The sequence below is a fragment of the Tepidibacter hydrothermalis genome, from assembly GCF_029542625.1.
Classification (GTDB): Bacteria; Bacillota; Clostridia; order Peptostreptococcales; family Peptostreptococcaceae; genus Tepidibacter_A; species Tepidibacter_A hydrothermalis.
Window position 1 is genome coordinate 2,941,060 of the sequence record NZ_CP120733.1, and the last position, 25,484, is coordinate 2,966,543.

Here is a 25,484-nt window from a genome sequence, read left to right on the forward strand (position 1 = left end):
TGTTTTATGCGTTGTTTTGCATTTTACAAGCTTTAACTATATGCTTAGCAAGTACAGAAGTTGTAACAGATCCAACTCCAGCAGGAACTGGTGTTATCATAGATACTTTATCCTTAACAGCATCTGTATCAACATCCCCACATAATTTTCCATCTTCATCAACATTTATACCAACATCTATAACTACCGCACCTTCTTTTACGAAGTTCTCCTTAACCATTCTAGCTCTTCCAACAGCAGCTACTAATACATCTGCTTCACTTGTAACAGTTGCTAAATCTTTAGTTCTTGAATGACATATAGTAACAGTAGCATTCTCATTTAATAAAAGCATAGCAGCTGGTTTTCCAACAACCATAGATCTTCCAAGTACCGCTACCTTCTTACCAGAAAGTTCTACATCATAGTGCTTTAATATTTCTACTACTGCAGTAGGTGTACATGGTGGATATCCTGATTTATCTCCCTCCATAACTTTTGCCGCATTTACAGGGCTAAAGCAGTCTACATCTTTTTCAGGAGATATTACATATTTTATTTGTTCTTCACTTAAATGCTTTGGAAGCGGTCTAAAACATAATATTCCATGAGTTGAACTATCTTCATTTAATTTTTTTAATTCGTTTATATACTCTTCTTGAGTTATACTCTCTGGAAACTCCTTAACCTCTGTTATTATACCTATTTTTTCACATCTTTTAAGTGCTCCTCGCTCATATGCTAAATCTCCGCCTTTTGCACCTACTCTAACTATTGAAAGCTTAGGATTTATTCCTTTAGCTTTTAATTCTTCTACTTCTTTTATTAAATTCTCTGATATTTTATCAGCAACTGGTTTTCCTTTTATAATACTCTCCATAGCTACTACATCCGCCATTTAAAGCGCCTCCCTTTTTTTATTTGCAAAGTTCCTGTTCAACTTTGCTGTATACTTCATCCGCTATCTTAGTTCCTTCACAAACTAATCTATCCGTCTCTTCTTTAACTTTATTTACATATTCTTGATCTTTTATAGAATTTATATTTATAGCTACATTTAATTTTCCACTTATAAGTGCAGCTCTTAAGCACTGTACTCCTACTCCGATATCACTTATAGCAAGCTTTGAAGTTTTACCAACTAACTCTTCATGAAGCTTTATTGCTTTATAACAAGTTCTCACTATTTCTATAGGAACTGAACATGCTGTTTTTAAAGCCTCTTCCATTATTTTGTCTTTTTCCTTTTTTTCTTCTTCTGTATTAGCTTTTATTCCATATGCCTTTGATAAAGGTAGGAAATTTTCAGCATCTGCATCTACCATATGTAGTAATTCAGATTGAATTTTAGTAGCTTTTTCTAGAGCTTCTTTAACTACTTCTTCATATTCTGCATATTTTTTCTTTCCTATCGTCAAGTTGCAAACCATGCTTCCAAGAGCCATTCCTATAGCTCCTACCAAAGCTGCTGCCCCTCCACCTCCAGGGACAGCTGCTTTAGAAGCAAGAACTTCAACGAATTCGATAGAGTTTTTCTCTATTAATTTCATATTAGTTCCTCCTATTGTTCTTAGAATAATCCTGATATTGTTCCATTTTCATCTACATCTATTCTTTCTGCTGCTGGAACTTTTGGAAGTCCTGGCATCTTCATTATTTCACCAGTTAATGCTACTATAAATCCTGCTCCTGCTGAAACTGTTACTTGTCTTACAGTTATATTAAATCCTGTAGGTCTTCCAAGTTTAGTTTTATCATCAGTTAATGAATACTGAGTTTTAGCCATACATATAGGCATTTCTCCAAAACCAATTTTTTCAAGGTTTTCTATTTCTTTAATTGCAGCTGGAGTAAAGTCTACATCATCAGCTCCATATATTTTTTGAGCTATAGCTCTTATCTTATCTTTAATAGGCATATTAGACTCATATGCAAAAGTAAAGTCATTCTCTTCTTCTTCTACTAATCTAAGAACTTCTTTAGCTACTTCAATTCCACCTTCTCCACCTTTTGCCCATACTTCTGATAAAGCAACGTTAACGCCTAATTCTTCACATTTTTGTTTAACTAAATTAAGTTCAGCTTCTGTATCAAGTGGGAATCTATTTATAGCAACTACTGCTGGTAATTTATATACCTTTGTAATATTTTCAACATGCTTTAATAAGTTTGGAAGTCCTTTTTCTAAAGCTTCTAAGTTTTCTTCATTTAAATCATTCTTAGCTACTCCACCGTTGTATTTAAGTGCTCTAACAGTTGCAACTATTATAACTGCATCAGGCTTCAAATCAGCCATTCTACATTTAATATCTAGGAATTTTTCAGCTCCAAGGTCAGCTCCAAATCCAGCCTCTGTTATTACATAATCTGAAAAATGCATAGCCATCTTAGTAGCTATTACAGAGTTACAACCATGAGCTATATTAGCAAATGGTCCTCCATGAACGAATGCTGGTGTTCCTTCAAGCGTTTGTACAAGGTTTGGTTTTAATGCATCTTTTAGAAGAGATGCCATAGCACCATGTGCATTTATTTGTCCAGCAGTAACAGGTTCTCCCGATCTGTTGTAACCTATTATTATTCTAGATAATCTTTCTTTTAAATCCGATATATTATTAGCAAGACAAAATGCTGCCATAATTTCAGATGCAACAGTTATATCAAATCCATCTTCTCTTGGCATTCCATTGGCTTTTCCGCCAAGTCCATCAACTACAAATCTTAACTGTCTATCATTCATATCAACACATCTTCTCCAAGTTATTCTTCTTGGATCAATATCAAGTTTATTTCCTTGATATATATGGTTATCTATCATAGCTGCAAGTAGGTTATTTGCAGCACCTATAGCATGAAAATCTCCAGTAAAGTGTAAGTTTATATCTTCCATTGGAACAACTTGTGCATAACCTCCACCAGCTGCTCCTCCTTTAACTCCGAACACAGGTCCAAGCGATGGTTCTCTTAGGGCAACTAAAACATTTTTATCAAGCTTAGCAAGTCCGTCTGCAACACCTATAGTTGTAGTTGTTTTTCCTTCTCCAGCTGGTGTTGGATTTATTGCTGTAGTTAATATTAACTTAGCTTTTTTGCCAGTTTCTTTCTTTAATAAGTTATAATCAACTTTAGCTTTATATTTTCCATATAGCTCAATATCATCTTCTGTCAAATTAAGCTTTTTAGCAATTTCTCTTATATCTTGCGGCTTAGCCTCTTGAGCTATTTCAATATCAGATTTAAAACCCATTTTAAATTCCCCCTTGTATTTTTTGTTTTATGTACTTTATCTCCTCTCTAGTTTTTTCACTATTATCATAAGGAGATAAATTTGATCTATCTGAATTTATTACATCTTCATTATAATATATAAAACCTAAAAGTTCTTCTTTTTTTACATTATCTAATATAAAATATTCGTCTTTTTCATTTCTTATTTTATTTGCAACTACCCAAACTTTTTGTACTCCTATATCTTCACCTAGTTTTTTAACTTTTCTATAAGTCTGAAGACTTCTTTCTCCAGGTTCAACTACTACTATAAAAGCGTCTACACCTTGAGCTGTTCCTCTTGCCAAATGTTCAATACCAGCTTCCATATCCATAACAACTACATCTTTATTTTGAAGAATCAAATGAGAAGTAAGTCTTTTAAGTAGTACATGTTCTGGGCAAACACAACCAGATCCACCTGTATCAACAGTTCCCATAGTAAGTACCCCTACTCCATTGTACTCTTTACAATATCTATCAGGTATATCATCAACTTTTGGATTCAATTTAAACATTTTAGCAAACGTCCCAGCTTCTGCACTAGTTCTTTCTTCTACTAAGTTTTTCATTTCCGATATAGGTACTATTTCATCTATTAATTTTTGAGGAAATCCCAATGCCAACGCTAAATTGGCATCAGGATCTGCATCAACTGATAAAACTCGATAACCTTCGTCTGCATATATTCTAGAGAGCATTGCTGAAAATGTTGTTTTTCCTACTCCACCTTTTCCTGTTACAGCTATTTTCATGTTTTATCACCTTTTTTCAGTTTATTTTTAAGCTTTCGCTAACTCTTCTTTATTCTCGAACATTTCTTCTAAAGCCTTACGTTTTTGTTCTATTCTTTCTATTATTTGTCCTGCTGCTTTTACTGGATCTGGCTCTACAAAGAATTTAGCTCCAAGCGTATTTTCCATTTCATTTGTAAGTATCTCTAAAACTCTTGGTCCTCCTGTTACAGGTGGTACTACTCCAAGCCATGTATCTATTCCTGATGCAACAACATATGTTCCTATAGATACTGCCTTTTCTGACATCCACTCAGGAGCTGCTCCAACAACTGGTAATTGTGGTATATCCACATTTAAGTATTTAGCAACTTCTCCTACAAGCTCTAATATACGACTTATATCAACACAAGAACCCATATGAAGTACAGGTGGTATATCAACAAGTTCACATACAGTTGCAAGTCCTTTACCTGCTAATCTTCTAGCATCTTTACTTAAAAGTCCGGCTTTAGCACAAGCTTGTGCTGAACAACCTGTAACAACAACGATTACATCATTCTTGATAAGTTCTTTTATAAGTTCAATATGTCCATAATCATGCTTAACCTTAGGATTATTACATCCAACTACTCCAGCAGCTCCTCTTAAAACTCCTGATGTTATACAATCAGCAAGAGGCTTAACAGTTCCAGTTGGATCTATTTGAGAGTTTACAACAGTATCTAATTGGTTAACTATAGCATCAACACTATATCCTACAGTTGCATGATTTTTAGTTTGAGGAATGAATACTTTTTTATTATCTCTATTTTTAAAGTTTAGTATAGCTTCTCTAACTATTGATTTTGCTGAATCATATGCTTTTTCCTCATCAAATTCTAGATGAGTCGCACCTGTAATTCTAGCTTTTGGAGATGTAGTTATGAATTTTGTATGATAACAATCTGCAAGAGGTGCTAAAGCTGGGAATATACATTGAACATCAACTATTACCGCTTCTACTGCTCCAGTTAATATTGCAAGCTCTTGTTGAGCAAAGTTTCCAGCTATTTTAACTCCATGTCTCATCGTAACCTCATTTGCTGTACAGCACATACCAGCAAGGTTTATTCCATCCGCTCCAACTTCTTTAGCTAAAGCTACAAGTTCTGGATCCTCAGCTGCAAGTACTATCATTTCTGACAATGAAGGCTCATGTCCATGAAGCACTATATTTACTTGATTTTCTTCTAAAACACCAAGATTTGCTTCTGTTTCTCTTGGTATTGGAGTTCCAAATAATATATCACTAAGTTCTGTTGCTATGTAAGAACCTCCCCATCCATCAGAAAGAGCTGTTCTTGTTGAAATATCTAACATACTATCTGCATCTGCTGTACAACCCACATGAGTTGAATGCATAATAGTTACAACTTCTCTATCTATAGCTCTTGGAACTATATTTAAATCCTCCCAAACTTTTTTTCTTTGTTCTGGTAATGATGGAGGCAATTCTAAGTTTCCAAAAGGCTTTCCAAATTGATTAAGTGCAAACTCTGCAACTTCATGAGCTACATCATATATATCTCTTCCCTCTGTTGTTATTTCCCATCTTTTAGCTAACTTTATTAATTTAGCTTCATCTCTAACCTTATAATTACCATCTTTACTAGCCATATGTAAAACATGAGCTATATCTCTACCATGATCTGAATGGGCTGCTGCTCCCCCTGCTACCATTCTTGCAAAGTTTCTTGAAACAATAACATCTGCAGTTGCTCCACAAAGTCCTCTAGGTGTTTTTGGAGTTATTCTACAAGGTCCCATCGTACAAATTCTACAGCATATTCCCTTTTCTCCCATAGGACATGGCTTCATGTTTGCTTTTCTATCCCAAATAGTCTCTACTCCATCTGTCTGAGCTTTTTTTATTAGCTCATTAGTGGCATTATCAATTGACAATAATTTTTCATCCATATTTCTTCCCCCTTTTACTGGTTAACCTCTTGAAATTTCAAATTTACCCGAAAGCTAAAAGTTGCAAAACTCCATGATCTTGAAATTAGAGATAATAACTTAACAGCTTACGGATTAGTTCAACTAAAATTCATCTAGAGTAAAAACTCCATATGAACTAAGTTTCACTTTATATAACAACAAAAAGAGTCTTCATGACTTTTTTTGGTTATCTTCAGATAATTATTCAATATTATTTAAATTTCATGAAAGTTAAAAACACGATGTCTATATCCCAAAATAAATACCTAATTTTATTTATTAAAATTAACAAATTCCCTTAAGTTTGTTAATTTAAAATCAATCTTCTTTAAAAATACTTTTCCTTTTTTTCAATTTTTTTCTATTTATTAAGTTAATTATAACATATTTTACAGTATTTGTTGTATATTTTCACAATGTTTTTTGTATATTTTTAATAAATATACAAACAGAGTATTATTCATTTCTTAGATGTGTATTTTCATTTATAATTTTAATTCAATAATCAATTTAAACATAAAGCAGAATGTTATTTTTTTGTCGAATTTTTTAGATTTTGTTTATTTTTTATCACAGTTTATGTAATTTTCAAAAAATACATTTTCTTCTCATTACAAAACAAAACTTAATCTATATTAAGTTTTTTACTTTTTATAGATTAAGTTTCATAAGTAACGTTTTTATCAGTTTCACTTGATAAATCCTATATATAATATGTATACTGTTTATTTTTTATTACCTATACCTATTTATTATTTGCAATCAATGCACCTATTGCTATTGAATATAATTTTGATTCATGTGTATCTGCTCTTGATACTAACACTACCGGTGCTTTAGCTCCCATTATTATACCTGCAGATTTAGCACCTCCCATGTAAGTCAAGGCTTTACCTATTCCATTTCCAACCTCTATTGTAGGAAACAGCATTATATCAACATCTCCAGCCACTTCACTCTTAAAATTCTTTATTCTAGCAGCTTCTTTTGATACTGATAAATCAAATGCAAGAGGCCCCTCAACTATAACACCTTCTGCATATTCCTTTTTAGATAGTTCATGTGCATCAACTGTTGCTATCATTTTATCACTCACTTTTTCTTTCGCAGCAATACATGCTCCTTTTACTATTTCAAGTTCTAATGATTTTGCAACTTTTATAGCATTGTTCATTATCTTGTACTTTTGATCTACATTTGGACTAATGTTCATTCCTCCATCAGTAAGGATTAATAACTTATGGTAACTAGGAACTTCATATACCATTACATGACTTAAAAGACTTTCTGTTCTAAGTCCATATTCTTTATTTAAAACTTCTTTTAGAAGTATAGATGTATCTATTAATCCTTTCATAACAAAATCTGCTTTTTTACTAGATACAAGCTTTACAGCAATTTCAGCACTTTCCTTTAGTTCCTTAGCTTCTATTAATTCTATTCCAGTTATATCTTCATTTAACTCTTTAGCTATTTGCTTTATTTTTTCAGTGTCTCCTACTAATATAGGTTCTATAATACCTTCTTTTCTAGCATCAAATACTGCTTTTAAAACTTCTTCATCTTGAGCAGCAGCAACTGCTAGTTTCATAGTTTGTACACTTTTAACCTTGCTTATTACTTCATTCAACTTTTTTATCATTATACTTTAATTCCTCCCTATACTGTCTTTTTTCTATATATATTTATATAGTTCTATATTCCAACCGTTTTCCCTTTATATATATAAACAAATTATATTATTTTCAACTTATTCATAAAATTCCAAATAAATCTATTTCTTAAAGATTGATTTTAACTTAAGTTTCCAATATGATATAATATATTTTTAAGCTACGGAACCCATAAGGACTCATTGGAAACATTGACGATGCGTTAGTATGGGAATTAAATTCAATTAATTAAATAGGAGTTGATATTTATGGGAAATCATATTATAGAAGAAGCTAAACGATGCCTTCAGTGTAAAAATCCCAAATGTAAACAAGGTTGTCCTGTAAATACGTCTATTCCAGAAGTTATACAATTACTTTTGAATAGCGATATTAAAAAAGCTGGAGAAATGTTGTTTAACAACAACCCCCTTTCTGTTATTTGTTCTCTAGTCTGCCCACATGAAAATCAATGTGAAGGTAATTGTGTTCTTGGTATGAAGGGAACCCCAGTTCAAATAAGTTCTATAGAAAATTATATCTCTAGCTACTATTTGAACAGTTCTTCTCTTGAAAAAAATGAGAGATTAAACAAAAGAGTGGCTATAATTGGTTCTGGACCTGCCGGTATTACTATAGCTTTTATGTTATCTTTAAAAGGTTATGATGTTACTATATTTGAAGCACACGACAAAATAGGAGGCGTGTTAAGATATGGTATTCCTGAGTTTAGACTTCCTAAAACAATTTTAGATAAACTTAAGGATAAATTAATTGAACTAGGTGTTAAAATACGCCCAAATACTTTAATAGGTCCTGTTATACATCTAAGCACTCTTGAAAGAGATGGCTATGAAGCTATATTCATAGGTACAGGTGTATGGAATCCTAATACTTTAAATATAAAAGGAGAAAGTCTTGGACATGTTCATTACGCTATTGATTATTTAAAAAATCCAAGTGTTTATGATTTAGGAGAAAGGGTCTGTGTAATAGGAGCTGGTAATGTAGCTATGGACGTTGCAAGAACAGCCATTAGACGCGGTTGTAAAGATGTGTATATAATGTATAGAAAAGATATATGCGATATGTCTGCTACTAATTACGAAATAGAGTATGCTAAAATAGATGGTGTCAAATTCGAAACTTTCAAAACTCCTCTAGAGTTTGTAGATGAAGGTGTTAAATATATAAAAACTGAGAAAATAGAGGATGAATCAGGTCGTATAAGTGTTGTTCCAATTGAAGGATCTGAAGATATTTTCGAGGCAGATTCTATTATAGTTGCCGTAAGCCAAGGTCCAAAATCTAACATAGTCTCTACTTCAAAAGGTATAACTCTTAATAAATATGGTCTTGTCATTACTGATTCTTTAGGAAGAACTACTAAAGAAGGTGTTTTTGCATCTGGGGATGTTGTTACAGGAGCCAAGACTGTTGTTGAAGCAGTTAATTTATCAAAGAAAGTTGCAATGGCTATAGATGAATATATAATGAAAAAATACGAGAAGTAATTACTTCTCGTATTTTTTTAGTTCATTAAGACAAGCTATTGTAACTTCATCTTCAGGATTTAAAGTAAATGCATTTTCTATATAAAATTTAGCTTCATCTAAATTTCCAGTTTCAAGATATGCCATTCCCAAGTTACACATAACCTCAGGGTCTTCTTTTATTTCTAAAGCTCTCTTAAACTCTTCTATTGATTTCTCTAAGTTTCCAGTTGCAGCATAGCAAAGTCCTATTTCCACTATACTGTCTATTTGTGCTGGGTTAAGCATTAATATTTTTTCAAAATATTTTATAGCTTCATTTATATCTCCTAATTGTCTATAAGCAAGACCTATAAAGAACAATAAATTCCACCAATCTGGATATTCATCTTTTAATGGAAGTAATTTTTCAAGTCCTTCTTCTGCACTTCCTTGTAATACTAAATTATACCCTTCTTCATAATCAACCTTATCCTCAATCTTTTTCAGTTCATTTTTTACTTCCATAGCTGTATTTTCATCTAGTTCACATTTCAAAGCTTGTTCCCAAGTAATTTTAGTTTTTATATACTGCTTTTGGTTATAGTAATGGTATCCAAGTTGGTAATAACCAAGTCCAAACTCAGGCTCTATATCAACTATAGTTTCCAATTTATCTAAAGCTTCAAGTAGGTAATCATTCATCAATTCTTCTTCCTTGTTTTTCTCATTAATCTTACCTATATCTTGGCAAACTAAAGCATAATTATAAAGACCATTAATATTATTTTTATTCAAAGTTATAAGAGCCTTAAAGTAAATCAATGCATCTGTAAGATCTTTTTCATTAGCTTTTTTAACTCCCATATAACCTATATACTCTTCTATTCTTTCATCAAATGCATATAAAAACTTTTTATACTCTTCATTATATTTAAAGTTCGAGTCAATACCTATTATGTATATCATACCATTAGCTAAAGACGATAACGTTAACGATTCTTCTGCCGTTCTGTCCTTTATCCCTTTAACCAGTTCTTCATTAAGTATGGGAGCATCTATTCCTCCCTGTGGAATAGCATATCCCTTAATAGGAAGTTTAGCATCATCTTTTATACTTAAAAAAGCTACGTTTTCAGTCTTAGCTAGTAAATGTCTTTCTATATTAAACTTCATATATATCCCTCCTAAATAATAACTTTATATGAATTACTTTTCTCAAATACCTTCTTATCTAAGTCATAAGCAAACAATATAGTATTTAATTCCTTATTAAGCTTTTCATTTATATTCTCTTTAAGTTTTAATACGTCGTAATTAAAAGGTTCAAATTGAACATATTTAATTATGTTTTTAGCTGAAGTATTTTCAAACTTCGGAATATATTTCATAACATTTTCTTCATTCTGTAAAAACACATGACATCTATTTTTAAAATCATCTATTTGTATTTTATCAAACATATTAGGTAGAGATGACACTCTACCAAGAGAAATATAATCGTATTTAAGTACATCTTTAAATATATCCAAATCTACCTTTATAATCTCAGTATAAAAATCAAACAATATCTTATATATCTGATTCTTTCCTTGTGACATTTTAAAATAACCCTTCTCTTCCCAATAAGAAGATAAATCCTCAAACAACTTAAATGCATCTTCTCTATAATAGTTCTTTATTATATAATCCATAGACAACTTAAAATTATTTGAATTGTAATAAATTTCAAGAACTTCTTCTATATCTTTTATCTTTAATATTTCATCATAGCTCATATACTTATTTCCTAATACCTCATATGGAGTATAATCTTTAAATATATAATCATGCTTTTCAGAATTTTTTCTAATACCCGATCCCTTTAACATCTTCAAAAAACCAAGCTGTAACTGCTCTATATCAAGATCAAATACGGTATTAAATGAATTTCTAAAGCTCTCATAATTCTCATACGGAAGACCTGCTATTAAGTCTAAATGCTGATGAATATTTTTAAAACTTGAGACCTTATTAACAACATAAGACAACCTTTCAAAGTTCTGAGTCCTTCCTACCTCTTTCAAAGTCTTTTCATTTGTAGATTGAACTCCTATTTCAAACTGAAATAACCCAGGACTACACTTTGATAAAAACTCTAACATATCATCATCTATTAAATGAGCCGTTACCTCAAAATGAAAGTTAGTAAAACCATTATCATTTTCCATAATAAATTTCATTATATCTAGTGCATAATCTTTCCTTGCATTAAATGTCCTATCTACAAACTTAACTTGTCTAACATTTGCATCTATCAATTTCTTAAGCTCTATTTTAACTCTATCTATATCAAAAAATCTAAGTCCTTTTATAGTAGACGATAAGCAATATTGACAATTAAAAGGACAGCCCCTTGATGTTTCGTAATAAACTATTCTATTTTCATATTCCTTTTTATCTATATTTTCATAAGGACTAGGTATTATGTTAAGATCTTGAATTAACTGCCTTGGATTATTAACTATTATAGACTCATTTTTTCTATAAACAATACCATCTACATTATCAATATCTTTTTTTCCCAGGGAATACTCTATAAATTCTCTAAAAGTAAGCTCCCCTTCTCCATAGATTATATAATCTATGCAATCATATTTTTTCATAAATTCTTCAAAATCATAAGAAACTTCTGGGCCTCCAAGTAATATCTTAATGTGAGGGCTCACTTTTTTTAGATTCTTACAAATTTTTATAGTATCATCTACATTCCATATATATGTAGAGAATACTACTATATCAGACTTTTGCTTATAAATTTCCTTTAATATATAATCTATACTGTTGTTTATAGTGTACTCAGCAACAGTAATATCAGCTAACTCTTTACAGAAACTATTTAAATATCTAATAGCTAAATTAGTATGAATAAATTTAGAGTTAAGAGTAGTTAAAAGTATTTTCAATATAATCCGCCCTTTCCTAATGATGCATCATTATATATTAACATAAAAGAAAAAATTCGTCTAATACTACGAATTAACTCTTTTTGTAAAATAAAGTAAATACATCATTTGCATTTGAAGTTTGTTATCACCTAGTTTACAATAGAATTAAGACACAATTGAAAGAAGGCGATACTTTTGTTAGTTCAAAGTCATAATATTATAGCAAATCATATACATTACAACATAAAGAATCACTTAAATATAGATTTGAACCTAAAAATGCTAGCATATGGAGCTATGAAACCAGACATAGCCCCTAGACTTGCCATGAAGAAACACTATAAGGATCAAAGTTTCGATTTTGTTTTAAATGAAATATTAAAATTAATAGATAACGGTCTTAGCGAAAATCCTATATCTATAAATAGATTTTCTACAAAACTAGGAGTTATAAGCCATTTTTTATCTGATTTTTTCTGTCTTCCACATCACAATAGAGAGTATTATCATGACAAGCTATTTGAGCATTTAAAATACGAAAAAGACCTACATAAATATTTTATAAATTTTGAAGGTCTTAGCAAAGTTAAATCTCCTTATATAGAAAGAATTGATAAAGATAATATAAAGAATTTCATCGAAGAACTCCACCATATGTATACAGAAAATAAAATGGGATTTGAAAACGACGTTACAAGTTCTATAAATATATCAAGTGCAGTTGGTATTATAATAGTTGAAAATTCATTAATAGAATCACTTAATAATATTACAGTTTAAATCATCAAGTCCTATATAAATTAAATTTCATCTTATCCGAAAACTAAGAGTTCTATATCTTAAGATTAAAGATAAGAACTCTAAAGTTTCTGGATTGGTTGAGCTAAAATTTCATATAAAACAAAAAATCATATGAATTAAGTTTCACCTTATGTATAATAGTATAGGACTTTGTATTATTTTATACAAAATATGAATATCCACCATTATTTTTGCATTTTTTGAAGGTTTTTAAATTATTTTATAGAAAATTAAGTAATAATATTACTTTTAGTTTTGAAAGGAGCTCATTATTATGGAATCATTCGATAAAATATCTATAGATCAAATTTCAAAGAGAGATCTACTTTTAATAGTCAAGTCTTTAGAATATACTTTTGAAAACACTAAAATAGATGATTTTATTAATTTAAGAAATAATATGGTTAAAGAACTTTGCTTTTTAGCTGAAACAAGTGAAGATGATTTTTTAAAGTTTTTGGAGAAATAAAAAACCTCATATGTGGATTATCAAAAACTTCCTATGAAAATACCGTGAATACAACGATCTCTTGAATACAACTAAGATTTTATCTTATTAATAATTCTAAAATTTACGAACTCCCTACGGTCAAACACATAAATTTATCAACGAATTATTAAACAATAAAACCTAAGTTATATTCGTCAAAATATCTAAAAACATTCACTAACATTTTCATAGAAAGTTTTTAATGGTAATCTTTCTATATTGTAAAATTTAATCTTAACTCCATTTCATTCCAACTCATTTCTAAAGAATCCTAATACCCTCTATTGATCAAAATAATTGCAAATCTAGTTCTTTATTTCCTATACTTTTTTTGAAACTAGTATACATTTAAACCTGTGAAAATTCTTCAATTCATTTGTATATTACCTAATATTAACTTTACTGAGATTTCTTAAACTCAAATTCATATTCACCAGATTTTGATTTTACCTTTATATAAAGCATATTATCTTTAATATTCTTATCTATAACAGTTATATTATTCAATATAGGGTTATAAATAGACTGACCAATATTTAAATCTATTAATTCTCTTGGGTGTGTACTTTGAGTATATTCTTTTTTATTTATCTCGTATTTTCTAAGTCTTAAAATATAATCAGCTAATGATTGTATAAAGTTTAAATCTAATATATTTAAACTTTTAAATTCAAACCCTAAAATACCTAATATAGAATTTTTTAGACTTAAAAGACTCTGATTATTTTCATCAGCATCCTTTACATATACTTGATATATAACACTAAAAAATCCATCTACTATACTTTCTTCTTTTAATTCTTCTATTTTTTCATCTATGCACTTATCTATTTTTTGAATAAATTTTATTCTGCTTCTTTCAAATTTTATAATATCTTTTTTATCTATATCTTCATCAAATGTAAAACCTATTACATGTTCCTTTATATTCTGAAGCAATTCTTTGAAATCTATATCTTTATTCAATATAAGAGTATGTATTAAAAAGTTATAAGATATACCTACAATCATATAGTCATAGTTTTTTACATTTTCCTTATATAATTTACAGTAATAAGATATATTCTTTATAACTTCATCTTGTGATCTTTCTAAATTTATATTTGAAAGTATTATAGGAAGTATATAAGTTATATCATATATATAATCTTCATTTTTTTTGCCATAGTACTTATAAAATACAAGTTCTTCTCTTAACCTATGATAATCTATACATACAGTTTTTGTGGCTTTATTATCTATTAAGCACTTTGTAACTATTTTAATAAAATCATTTAAATACTTCTTATTATTTATAAAAGAATATATATAAGAATTTTTAATTCTATTTTCCATATAAACCCTCCTAAATCTTAATCAAATCAAATCTTTATTACATTAATATCATTCCCAAATCCACCAAAAAATTCACTTCATCCTAATGCATTAAACCTGTCCCAACGATTTCCTTACAGAAAAAAATAGCAGCTGTTAAGCTGCTACATAGGGGGGTAGTAGCATTGACTGTATCAATCCCACTATTTTATATTTTTTATATGTTTATTATATAATAATATAATTTTAGATGTAAAGCTTTATTTTTCGACAAATTACATTCTTTCAGGAGCCTCTACTCCAAGTAAAGAAAGTGCATTCTTTATAGTTTGCTTCGTAGCTAAAACAAGAGCAAGTCTTGCTTTTCTAACTTTTTCATCTTCTACTATTATAGCATTATCATGGTAGAACTTATTAAATGCTTGTGCTAAATCAACTACATATCTAGCTATTATATGCGGCTCATTGTTTTTGATTACATCTTGTATAGCCTTAGGGAAGTTTCCTATTTCTTTTATAACATTAACACTGTCATCATCTGATAATACAGAAAAATCAACATCAGCACTTACTTCTTCATTTGCCTTTCTAAGAACAGAGCAAGCTCTAGTGTGAGTATATTGAACATATGGTCCTGTTTCTCCCTGAAAATCTAATGTTCTATCCCAAGAAAATTCATAATCTTTTATTCTGTTATTTGATAATTCTTGGAACACTACAGCTCCTACTCCTATTTGCTTAGCTACAGTATCTATATTCTCAATATCTATATTTTTCTTTTGATTTTTGATTATTTCCTTAGTTGCATCTACAGCTTTATTTAAAACATCTTCTAAGAAAACTACTCTTCCTTTTCTTGTAGACATAGTTCCTTCTTCAAGACTTACCATTCCAAATGGAACATGTACACAATCCTTAGCCCAGTCAAATCCCATAAGTTCTACAACCTTCATCCACTGGTTAAAGTGAAGTATTTGTTGAGATCCAACTACATATATGTTCTTGTAAAAATCATACGTTTCTTTTCTATAAGTTGCAGCTGCTATATCTCTTGTTAAATAAAGAGTTGATCCGTCGCTCTTAGTTATAAGTGCTGGAGGCATGTTGTATTCTTCAAGATCTACTATGTTAGCTCCTTTAGATTCTTTTAATAGTCCTCTTTCATTCATTATGTCTATCATTCTAGGCATTTTATCAGAATAGAAACTTTCTCCTGCATATGAATCAAACTCTACTCCTAACATATCGTAAACTCTGTTAAATTCTTCTAAACTTACTTCTCTAAACCACGTCCATAATCTAACCGCTTCTTCTTCTCCGTCTTCAAGCTTTTTAAACCACATTCTAGCATCTTCATCCATTGATGGATCTTTTTCAGCTTCATCATGGAATTGAACGTATAATTTAAGTAAAGTTTTAATAGGAGCTTGTTTTACTTCTTCAGCATCTCCCCATTTTTTAAATGCAACTATAAGCTTACCAAATTGTGTTCCATAGTCACCTAGGTGATTTATTCTTACAGTATCAAATCCTAATGCCTTATATGCTTTGTAAAGAGAGTTCCCTATTACAGTACTTCTAATATGTCCTATATGGAAAGGCTTAGCTATATTAGGAGATGAGAACTCAACTATAACCTTTTTTCCTTCTCCTATATTAGCCTTACCATAATCATCTTTTTTATCTAAAACTTCTGAAACTACCGATTTAGCTAAAGAAGATTTATCTACAAAAAAGTTTATGTAAGCCGCTGCTGTCTCTACTTTTTGTATTAAATCAGTTTTTTCCATCTTTTCACAAAGCTCATTCGCTATCATGTTAGGTGCTTTTCTGAAAACTTTAGCTAATTTAAAGCATGGAAAAGCATAATCTCCCATATCCTTATTTGGTGGTATTTCTATTAAAGAAATAATTTCTTCTAAACTTAAATCTGGAACTTGCGCTGCTATAATATCAGCTACTTCTAATTTAAAATCCTTCATTTTACATTCCTCCTATATAGAGCTCAATTTAATTCAGATAAAGTTTTTATCTTATACTAAACTTTTAAATTCTGAATAAAAATCTCGCATCATTTCGTTATTTTTTGAATATTCATACAATACAAAAAACTCCCGTCTCTTTAAAAAAAAGAGACGAGAGTTATATCCCGTGTTACCACTCTTATTGATATAATATATATATTATATCCACTCATGTGTTTTTAACGTAAACAACCCGTATTTCCCTACTTTATTTCAGAAAACCTTCTCAAGGATGCGTTTCGATAAAATTATGTTGCTAGACTTTCACCAACCACTAGCTCGCTAAAACAATCATCATATCTACTTTTCCTATCATAGAATTTGTAATTTCAGTTTTACAATGTATATTAACAGAATTTTTAAATAAAGTCAAGCACTTTTATTTATTTAAATTCACTATTTTTGTTTCATTTATAGATTTTACATCCTTGCATCCCGTAAGTATCATAGCTTGTTTCAATTCATTTTTAAAATTATTTATAACTAATTCTACTCCTTCTTGTCTTCCTCCATAAGATCCCCATATTATAGGTCTAGCTGCTAAAACTGCATCTGCTCCAAGAGCTATGTATTTTAATATATCAACACCTTGTCTTACAGACCCATCTGCAAGTATAGTTATTTTACCTTTTACTTTTTTAGCTATTTCAGGTAGAACCTCTGCAACTCCTAGAGTATGATCTAATACTCTTCCTCCATGATTAGAAACAACTATAGCAGCAGCCCCTACTTCAACTGCTAGTTCAGCTTCATCAGCAGTCATTATACCTTTTAGTATAAATGGAAGTTTAGTTGATGATACTAACTCTTTTAATTCTTCTACTGTTTTAGGTCCAACTGGTTGACCATGAAGCGCCATAGTTATAAGTCCTGCACCATCTATGTCCACTCCTACTGCTAAAGCACCTGATTCTTCAGCTTTTCTTATATTTTCTATTATTTTTTCGTTTTCTCTAGGTTTTATTATAGGTACTCCAAATCCATCAACTTTTTTTATAGAATTCAAACCATCTATAAAAAATTGAGGATTACCACTATCACCAGTCATAGCAAAAGTTCCTGCATTTATACTTCCAATAACTACATCATCACTATACTGATCTTCAGTTAGAAATCCTCCCATATTAATAGAACTACCTGTAACAGGAGCTGTTATTAAAGGTATATCTATTTTTTTACCAAATATTTCAGTACTCATATTCGGATCTTTCGCATCATGTATTGTTCTTAGGTTTATTTTTACATTGTTTAAAGCTTCATAGTTTCTCTTAAATGTGCTTCCAGTCTTAGTTCCTCCCATTCCAGGAACCTTTCCTGAACATGAATTTCCATCACACTCTCTACAAATACCGCAATAACCTTTCATTCTCTCTCTTGCTAGTTTTTTCACTTCATTTAAGTCCATTTTACTCTCCCCCTTCAAAGTATTTTTCTGATTTTAAATCTATACCATCCTTTATTAAAAGAACGGCAGTTATTCCATATCCATCTATAATTTTTGATTTAAAACTTCCATCATATACTTGATTAGTTCCACAAGAAGGACTTTTTTCCTTCAATACAGCCTTTTTTATACCTAAAGTTCTACATATTTTTAAAGTCTCATACGCACCCTTTAAAAATTCTTCGGTTACATCTTGATTTTCTTTATTTATAACTTTAGCTTTTCCATCTATTACATCTTCAGCACTTCCTCCAACTATCTCAGCTGGAATCCTAGGGGTGCAAAGCCCCCCTAGTTGTTCTGGACATACAGGTATCACCATTTTATCTTTTAAGTATTCCATAAGCTTATCATTTTTATTATTTCCACCATTATATTTGCAATCAACACCAATCAAACAAGCAGAAACCAAAATCATGCTACCATCTCCTATTTAAATTCAACTATAGTAACTCCTGCTCCACCTTCTCCATACATTCCATCTCTATAACTCTTTATATGTTTATGTCTTTTTAGCATTTCTTTCATTCCAGCTTTTAATACACCTGTTCCTATTCCATGTATTATAGTGGCCTTTGGTATTCCAGCTAAATAAGCATCATCTAGGTACTTATCAACCTCTACCATGGCCTCTTCAAGATTCATACCTCTTAAATCAATCTCCTGTTTTATATTGAAGCTCTTTTTCTTAAGTATCTTTCCTGCTCCAGATTTTAAAACATCTTTTTTATTAGCCTTTATTTGCTCTAAAGATGCAAAAGGAAGGTTCATCTTCATAATACCAATTTGGATTAATGCTTCTTTTTTGTCATTATCAACAGATAACACACTTCCCTGTTGATTAAGCGTTACTACTTTTACATCATCTCCAGCTTTTAAGTTCTTAATGGCTTTTTTAGCAACTTTAGGAACTATCATGTCTTTAACATTAGAATGAAGATCTTTCATAGACTCATTCATTTCTCTTCTTAAATTCTCTATCTCTCTATTTTTATCTTTATTAACACCTTGCTTTTGAAGATCTCTAATTTCTTTAATTATCATGTCAGCTTCTTCTTTGGAATCTCTCATAATCTTTAAAGCATCTCTTTTTGCTTCATTAATTATTTTATCTCTTTGTACAGCTAATCTCTCAGTTTTTGTAAGAAGCTCTTCTTTTAATTTTCTAACTTCTTCTTTAAGTCTATTTGCTTCTTCTTTTTCTTTTAGCGTATCTATTCTGTTTTGTTCTATATTTTGAAGCAGATCTTCAAATTCTATATTTTCGCTATCTATAAAGTTTTTAGCCTTTTCTATTATATAATCCCCAAGCCCAAGCCTTTTAGATATTTCAAATGCATTCGATTTACCAGGAACCCCAATTAATAGTTTATAAGTGGGACTTAAAGTTTGAATATTAAATTCCACGGCAGCATTCTCAACACCATTTTTAGTAAGTGCATAATGCTTAAGTTCACTATAGTGAGTTGTAGCTATTGTAATAGCTTTAAGATCGTATAAATTGTTAAGTATTGCCATAGCAAGTGCCGCCCCCTCAACAGGATCAGTACCAGCTCCAAGTTCATCAAATAATACCAAAGAATTAGTAGTTACATCGTCTAATATATCAACAATATTAGTCATATGAGATGAAAATGTTGATAAACTTTGCTCAATACTTTGCTCATCTCCTATATCTGCAAATATGTTATCAAATATACACATATGACTTCCATAATCTGCTGGTATATGAAGACCACTTTGAGTCATAAGAGAGAATAACCCTACAGTTTTAAGAGTTACCGTCTTACCACCAGTATTTGGTCCTGTTACAACTAATGTACTAAATTCTTTTCCAATCCATATATTACTCGGTACAACATCCTTAGGATCAAGAAGAGGATGTCTTCCATTTTTTATATTAAGATTTTTTTCATCAATTATCTTAGGCTCTATAGCCTTCATTGAAAAAGATAACTTACCTTTAGCAAATATAAAATCTACTTTTCCAAGTATCTTTCCATTAGATATTACTTCATCTGCTACTTCTCCAATAAAACTTGAAAGTTCACTAAGTATTCTCTCCATCTCTTCTCTTTCTTTAAGCTTAAGCTCTCTCAATTCATTATTCATATTTACTATTGACATAGGTTCTATGAACAAAGTAGCTCCCGATGAAGATTGATCATGTATAATTCCAGCAACAATTGATCTATACTCTTGTTTTACAGGCACTACAAATCTATCTCCTCTTACAGTAATTATTGCATCCTGTAAATACTTTTGATAGGAAGTTGAAGATATTATAGAGTTAAGCTTAGATCTTATAGATTGATTTTTTTGAACAATACCACGTCTTAAGCTCTTAAGAGTATGACTTGCATTATCAGACATCTCTACTTCACTTATTATAGAATTTAATATTTTATCTTCTATATCCTTGAAAGTGTGAAGGCTATCAGTTAAAGCCTGTATTATCGGATAAGACTCATCTTCTGACTTTCCTATACTGTTTTTTAAAACTCTAGCACCTCTTAAAGTATCTCCAACCATTAAAAGTTGTCCCATATCAAGAGATGAACCTATCTTTGTTTTTTTAGCAAGCATCTCTACATCGTGTATCCCACCAAGAGGAACTGATCCTCTTTTAATTATTATAGATTGTGCTTCACTAGTTTCCTTTTGCATTTGAATAACTTCCTCAAGATTAGTAGATGGCTCTAATTCATCTACATATCTTTTTCCTAAAGAAGAAGATACCCTCTCTTTTAACATATCTATTATTTTAAAATATTCTAAAACTCTTAATGATTTCTGATTCATATTTCCTCCTTAAAATTACCTAAATATCATTTTTTCCTATATATATATCTAAAGCTTTTATACCTCTTCTTGCGAGCTTTATAAATAGAACTAAACAGTACACACTAAGCCCAAAAAATCCCAATATAAATATCATATATACAAGCATAAATGCACCTAACGAACTTGGACTATCTATACCCATAATTATCACCCCTTAAATTTGATCCTAACTTATATTTTATCAATAAAAGCTATTATATGTAAGGTTAAAAATTTTTTTTTGAAACCATTGTATTTTTAACTTATTTCCCTGATAACAAATTCATTTTTCAGATTATTCGTTCAACTAATAGCATTGTATATATGTTATAATACAAACTATATATACATATAAATTAATTTATATATGTTTTTTATACATTAATTTTTAACTTATTTTTACATACATAATGTTATTCACAAATATAAAAAAATTTTTAATTAGGAGTTGATTTTATGAGCAATGTTTTAAAGAATTTAAAGCCTGAAGCAGTTTTTAGATATTTTGCAGAAATGTCTGAAATACCTAGAGGTTCAGGAAATGAAAAAGCTATAAGTGACTACTTAGTGGATTTTGCTAAAAAACACAATTTAGAAGTAATTCAAGATGAGGTTTTAAATGTTATCATCAAAAAACCCGCTACTAAAGGATATGAAAATGCTCCTTGTATAATCCTTCAAGGACATATGGATATGGTATGTGAAAAAAACAAAGGAACTGATCATGACTTTGAAAAAGATCCTCTAAAGTTAAAAATAGTTGATAATTATATATATGCAGATAACACTACACTTGGAGCGGACAATGGAATAGCTGTAGCTTATGCTTTAGCTATACTTGAAGCAAATGATTTAGAACACCCTGCACTTGAAGTACTAATAACTTCAGAAGAAGAAACAGGAATGGGAGGAGCTATAAACCTAAATCCATCTCACTTAAAAGGAGAATACCTTGTAAATCTTGATTCTGAAGAAGAAGGATACCTTCTAGTTAGCTGTGCTGGTGGAGTTAGAACAAGACAAGTTCTTCCTATAGTTTGGGAAGATGCAGATACTAATTTAACTGCTTATAAAATAGATATAACAGGATTAAAAGGCGGCCATTCTGGATCGGACATAATAAAGCAGAGAGGAAACTCTAATAAGCTAATGGGAAGAATTCTTTCTAAGTTAAACGATGAGATAAACTACTCTATATCGAATGTTCACGGAGGAGCAAAAATGAATGCAATACCTCGTGAATGTGAAGCTGTAATACTTACAGATTCTAAGAATGAGAAATCACTTTGTGAAACAATGGAAAATTTAAATACTATATTCAAAAGCGAATTTGCAACTTCAGATCCTAGTGTATCTATTGAAGTTAAGAAATATGAAGATAAAATAGAAAAAGTATTATCAAAAGAGACTATGACTAAATTAATATCTTCTTTGGTTTTAATTCCAAATGGAATCAAAACTATGAGCATGGATATTGAAGACCTTGTAGAAAGTTCTACAAATCTTGGTGTAGTTATAACTCACGATAACGAAATTACATTCGAAAGTGCTGTTAGAAGTTCTGTTAAGACCTTAAAGTATAATATACTTAACGAAATGAAGTATATTGCTAATTTACTTAATTGTGAATTTTTAGCTGACTCTGATTATCCAGAATGGTCTTACAAGTCTGATTCTAAACTTAGAGAAATCTGTCAAAACGTTTACAAAAACAAGTACAATAAAGAAGCTAAGGTTATAGCTATTCATGCAGGTCTTGAGTGTGGTCTTTTACTTGAAAAAATGCCTCACGTAGATGCTATATCACTAGGTCCTGATATGTTTGATGTTCATACACCAGAAGAGCATTTAGACATAGATTCAACACAAAGAACTTACGAGTACTTATTAGATATATTAAAGAATATAAAGTAATTTAAAAAAGAGCTATCTCAAAATAGAAAACACTTTCTATAACGAGATAGCTCTTTTTATTGTTTTTAACCGAAAAATTATACTTATTAAAATACCGATACTTACGTCAATATTTTTATAAAACTACAGATTGTGCCTTATTAAATATACTAAAACTTCTTAAACTCCCTATGGTCAAACAAAGAAGTTTCTTAACGTATATTTAAACACCTCAATCTAAGTTTGATTGAAAAATATTAACCAAAAGTATCTAACATTTTAATAAGCATAATTTTTTAATTAGTGTTTTTAAAACAATGTATGTTATCAATATATTTAAATTGCAAACTAGAACTTTAGGATTTATATTAAGTTTGAGCGTATTTATATAGCTGTTTTAACCTTGTATGTTTTTAATAAAAAACTGCTATATAAGCTTAGCGAAAAATTAATATAAATTTTAAAGTTCGATGCTAAACATAGAAAAATAGCTATCTCAAGAATGATTTTATAAAGTTCTCTTGAGATAGCTGTTTTTTACTTGTTCAAATAGTTGTATATCATAATAGCTGCATTCGCTCTTGTAAGTTCTTCATTTGGATTTAATTTTCCATTGTATCCTGATACTATATTAAGTCCATATCCAATAGATGCATATCCTTTGAAATCTTCGGCTACATCATCAAATGGACAATTAAATATTCCTTTTATATTAGCAACAGGTTCATATTTTAGACCTTTTATAATAACTTTAAGTGCTTCTTTTTTAGTCATAATTTTGTCTGGGTTTACATCTTCTTCATTTATTATTCCCTCTCTTATTAGGTATGCATACATATTGTCCATTGATTCAACTTCACCATAATAAGAGTTTATAGTCTTCATGTATAACTTCAAGAAATCACTTTGAATTATTTTTTCATTAGGTTTAAAAAACTCGCTATCAAATTTTATTCCAAATTCTCTAAGCTTTTCTATTTGCTTTTGTGCATAATGTCCATTTATGTCCTTATAATTTACATTTTCAACTTTTTTATACTTTGTTTTATCATCGTATATTATGTCTCCATTAGTAGCATCTATGTTATGAGGTATACTATTATCTAGTACATAAACTAATTTAGCATATTCTTCCTCTTTATTATTTTTATAATCATAGTTCTTTTTATATTCAAGATTTATACCTATTTTATCAAATAAAATGTTATACGCCTTATCCATTCCTATAACATTTGGCTTTTTAAATTCAATATCATCCCATACTATATTAAGTGCATTTATATTTCCTAATACCGCATCATAACCAATTGTTATATAATTATTTTCATATTCTATACCATTTACCACTCTATTGAATTTAAAATTATAGTATTTAGGTTTAGAATTTTCTTGAATATCATAAAACTCATCATAGCTATCATCGTATTTTAAAGAATCATTTTTATCACTGTAAAATTCACTTAAAAACTTTTGAGCTTCTTTTTTTGCATAATCCTTATCATATTTTGCTTCACGGTCTGCATCATATGGTAGATATTTATTGAATGTTTTTATTTCTCCTGAAGATGCATCTATTGATACATGAACGCTTCCTGATTTTTTATCGTTTGAGATGTAATTTAGATACCATGTATATTTAGAATCATCTAAATAACTTTTATTTAAACTATAGCTTTTAAGTTCATGCTCAGAAGACATTTTTATAAATTTAGACTCTCTAGCTATTTTATCTGCATCCTCTTTTGATATTAAATTAGAAACTTCATTTACAGCCTTTATCTCCTCTTCTGACAGTCCAACATCTTTTTTCTCCACACTACTTCCTTCATTTAAATCTGCATTTTTATAATAAATAATATTTGAATCTATTTTTTCCTTCTTTCCAGTTAATGCATCTATTCCATAAGTGCTTCCATACTTATTAGTATACACAAGATATGGTTTTGAATCTTTATCATACCCTTTTCTATAAACTAATTTAAGTCCTAATTCCTCAATGTATTTTTGTTTAGCTTTGTCTAAACCTATTATTTTATCAGTACCTTTAAATTTAACATTATAATCATAATTTAAATTATAATCAGTTACTTCTTTAGTCTCCTTATTTACAACAACTCTAACACCATTATCATAAAAAGGAACTTCATTAACTAATCTAATGTAATTAAAATAATAAGAATCACTTTGTATAGTACTGTTATCTTCTTCTATATATTTAAGTTCATTTATCAGCTTTGGATCTATAAATTTTATAAATTCATCCGATATTTTTTTTGCTTCATCCTTACTTATAACATTTATATTCGTATCATTCTTGTAATTCGAATCACTTTTTCTATAGCTTTTTATATATCCATCATTATCTATAGATACAGATATTCTCCTGCTAAGTTTTTCTTCTGTACTCCAATTTAAATTCCAAATAGTTTTACCATTGTTGCTCTTATAGTATTCAAAGTTTTTAAACTCATCACCTATATTAAATTTGTTCTTAGCCTTTAATATAGCTTTTTCCAAACCATCATTTTCTTTCGCCATACTTATAGATGGTACGAATGCAACTATCATCATTACCAAAGACATAATAACAGCTATTCCTTTTTTCAATTTAAATCATCTCCTTTTATATTCTTTCTACTAATTAGACGATTTTTTTTATAAAAAGTTCCATTCATTATAAAAAT

General features: G+C 29.7%; 19 protein-coding genes and 1 other annotated feature. Of the genes, 4 read left to right on the forward strand and 15 right to left on the reverse strand.

All coding sequences use genetic code 11. From position 1 onward, the window contains the following. Positions 1 to 4 precede the first annotated feature (4 nt). The 6 genes from P4S50_RS13910 to P4S50_RS13935 form a co-directional block, all read right to left on the reverse strand. The gene (locus tag P4S50_RS13910; RefSeq protein ID WP_277734747.1) at positions 5 to 859 is read right to left on the reverse strand and encodes a bifunctional 5,10-methylenetetrahydrofolate dehydrogenase/5,10-methenyltetrahydrofolate cyclohydrolase; all 855 of its coding nucleotides are present in this window, start codon (positions 857 to 859) and stop codon (positions 5 to 7) included. 37 nt (positions 860 to 896) lie between these two features. Beyond that, complete coding sequence (locus P4S50_RS13915) at positions 897 to 1,529, reverse strand: cyclodeaminase/cyclohydrolase family protein (protein ID WP_277731403.1); 633 nt, start codon at positions 1,527 to 1,529, stop codon at positions 897 to 899. Positions 1,530 to 1,549: 20 nt separating this feature from the next. After that, positions 1,550 to 3,226, reverse strand: coding sequence for a formate--tetrahydrofolate ligase (locus tag P4S50_RS13920; RefSeq protein ID WP_277731404.1), 1,677 nt, complete (start codon positions 3,224 to 3,226; stop codon positions 1,550 to 1,552). A gap of 1 nt (position 3,227) precedes the next feature. Beyond that, positions 3,228 to 4,001: an ATP-binding protein gene (locus tag P4S50_RS13925; RefSeq protein ID WP_277731405.1), complete on the reverse strand. Its 774-nt coding sequence runs from the start codon at positions 3,999 to 4,001 to the stop codon at positions 3,228 to 3,230. 27 nt (positions 4,002 to 4,028) lie between these two features. Continuing rightward, positions 4,029 to 5,939 carry an anaerobic carbon-monoxide dehydrogenase catalytic subunit gene (gene cooS, locus P4S50_RS13930; RefSeq protein ID WP_277731406.1) on the reverse strand — a complete coding sequence of 637 codons (1,911 nt, stop codon included), beginning with the start codon at positions 5,937 to 5,939 and terminating at the stop codon, positions 4,029 to 4,031. 766 nt (positions 5,940 to 6,705) lie between these two features. After that, the gene (locus P4S50_RS13935) at positions 6,706 to 7,602 is read right to left on the reverse strand and encodes a bifunctional enoyl-CoA hydratase/phosphate acetyltransferase (protein ID WP_277731407.1); all 897 of its coding nucleotides are present in this window, start codon (positions 7,600 to 7,602) and stop codon (positions 6,706 to 6,708) included. 279 nt (positions 7,603 to 7,881) lie between these two features. On the opposite strand from P4S50_RS13935, the gene P4S50_RS13940 reads away from it, so the two are divergent. After that, positions 7,882 to 9,126, forward strand: a complete 1,245-nt coding sequence (locus P4S50_RS13940; protein WP_277731408.1) for an NAD(P)-dependent oxidoreductase — start codon at positions 7,882 to 7,884, stop codon at positions 9,124 to 9,126. Here the strand turns inward: P4S50_RS13940 and P4S50_RS13945 are convergent, their stop codons facing one another. Both P4S50_RS13945 and P4S50_RS13950 read right to left on the reverse strand, forming a co-directional pair. After that, on the reverse strand, positions 9,127 to 10,260 hold the full coding sequence (locus P4S50_RS13945) for a tetratricopeptide repeat protein (RefSeq protein ID WP_277731409.1): 1,134 nt from the start codon (positions 10,258 to 10,260) through the stop codon (positions 9,127 to 9,129). 11 nt (positions 10,261 to 10,271) lie between these two features. Then, positions 10,272 to 12,029, reverse strand: coding sequence for a B12-binding domain-containing radical SAM protein (locus P4S50_RS13950; RefSeq protein ID WP_277731410.1), 1,758 nt, complete (start codon positions 12,027 to 12,029; stop codon positions 10,272 to 10,274). Positions 12,030 to 12,206: 177 nt separating this feature from the next. Here P4S50_RS13950 and P4S50_RS13955 point away from each other — a divergent pair, with 177 nt between their 5' ends. Both P4S50_RS13955 and P4S50_RS13960 read left to right on the forward strand, forming a co-directional pair. Then, complete coding sequence (locus tag P4S50_RS13955) at positions 12,207 to 12,791, forward strand: zinc dependent phospholipase C family protein (RefSeq protein ID WP_277731411.1); 585 nt, start codon at positions 12,207 to 12,209, stop codon at positions 12,789 to 12,791. Between the two features lie 295 nt (positions 12,792 to 13,086). Further along, positions 13,087 to 13,281: a hypothetical protein gene (locus P4S50_RS13960; RefSeq protein ID WP_277731412.1), complete on the forward strand. Its 195-nt coding sequence runs from the start codon at positions 13,087 to 13,089 to the stop codon at positions 13,279 to 13,281. 420 nt (positions 13,282 to 13,701) lie between these two features. Here P4S50_RS13960 and P4S50_RS13965 read toward each other — a convergent pair whose 3' ends face one another. From P4S50_RS13965 to P4S50_RS13990, 6 genes are all read right to left on the reverse strand, one after another. After that, on the reverse strand, positions 13,702 to 14,637 hold the full coding sequence (locus P4S50_RS13965; protein ID WP_277731413.1) for a hypothetical protein: 936 nt from the start codon (positions 14,635 to 14,637) through the stop codon (positions 13,702 to 13,704). Between the two features lie 254 nt (positions 14,638 to 14,891). Next, positions 14,892 to 16,598 carry an arginine--tRNA ligase gene (argS, locus tag P4S50_RS13970; RefSeq protein ID WP_277731414.1) on the reverse strand — a complete coding sequence of 569 codons (1,707 nt, stop codon included), beginning with the start codon at positions 16,596 to 16,598 and terminating at the stop codon, positions 14,892 to 14,894. 146 nt (positions 16,599 to 16,744) lie between these two features. Next, positions 16,745 to 16,965: a binding site (T-box leader), on the reverse strand. 54 nt (positions 16,966 to 17,019) lie between these two features. Next, the gene (locus tag P4S50_RS13975; protein ID WP_277731415.1) at positions 17,020 to 18,045 is read right to left on the reverse strand and encodes an alpha-hydroxy-acid oxidizing protein; all 1,026 of its coding nucleotides are present in this window, start codon (positions 18,043 to 18,045) and stop codon (positions 17,020 to 17,022) included. A 1-nt stretch (position 18,046) separates the two neighbouring features. Further along, positions 18,047 to 18,502: a 2-thiouracil desulfurase family protein gene (locus P4S50_RS13980; protein ID WP_277731416.1), complete on the reverse strand. Its 456-nt coding sequence runs from the start codon at positions 18,500 to 18,502 to the stop codon at positions 18,047 to 18,049. Between the two features lie 11 nt (positions 18,503 to 18,513). Further along, positions 18,514 to 20,886: an endonuclease MutS2 gene (locus P4S50_RS13985; RefSeq protein WP_277731417.1), complete on the reverse strand. Its 2,373-nt coding sequence runs from the start codon at positions 20,884 to 20,886 to the stop codon at positions 18,514 to 18,516. A gap of 19 nt (positions 20,887 to 20,905) precedes the next feature. Continuing rightward, positions 20,906 to 21,070: a hypothetical protein gene (locus tag P4S50_RS13990; protein WP_277731418.1), complete on the reverse strand. Its 165-nt coding sequence runs from the start codon at positions 21,068 to 21,070 to the stop codon at positions 20,906 to 20,908. A 293-nt stretch (positions 21,071 to 21,363) separates the two neighbouring features. Between P4S50_RS13990 and P4S50_RS13995 the strand changes: the two genes are divergently transcribed. Beyond that, positions 21,364 to 22,821, forward strand: coding sequence for an aminoacyl-histidine dipeptidase (locus P4S50_RS13995; protein WP_277731419.1), 1,458 nt, complete (start codon positions 21,364 to 21,366; stop codon positions 22,819 to 22,821). 516 nt (positions 22,822 to 23,337) lie between these two features. Here the strand turns inward: P4S50_RS13995 and P4S50_RS14000 are convergent. Further along, complete coding sequence (locus tag P4S50_RS14000) at positions 23,338 to 25,407, reverse strand: YcdB/YcdC domain-containing protein (RefSeq protein ID WP_277731420.1); 2,070 nt, start codon at positions 25,405 to 25,407, stop codon at positions 23,338 to 23,340. Between the last annotated feature and the right edge of the window lie 77 nt (positions 25,408 to 25,484).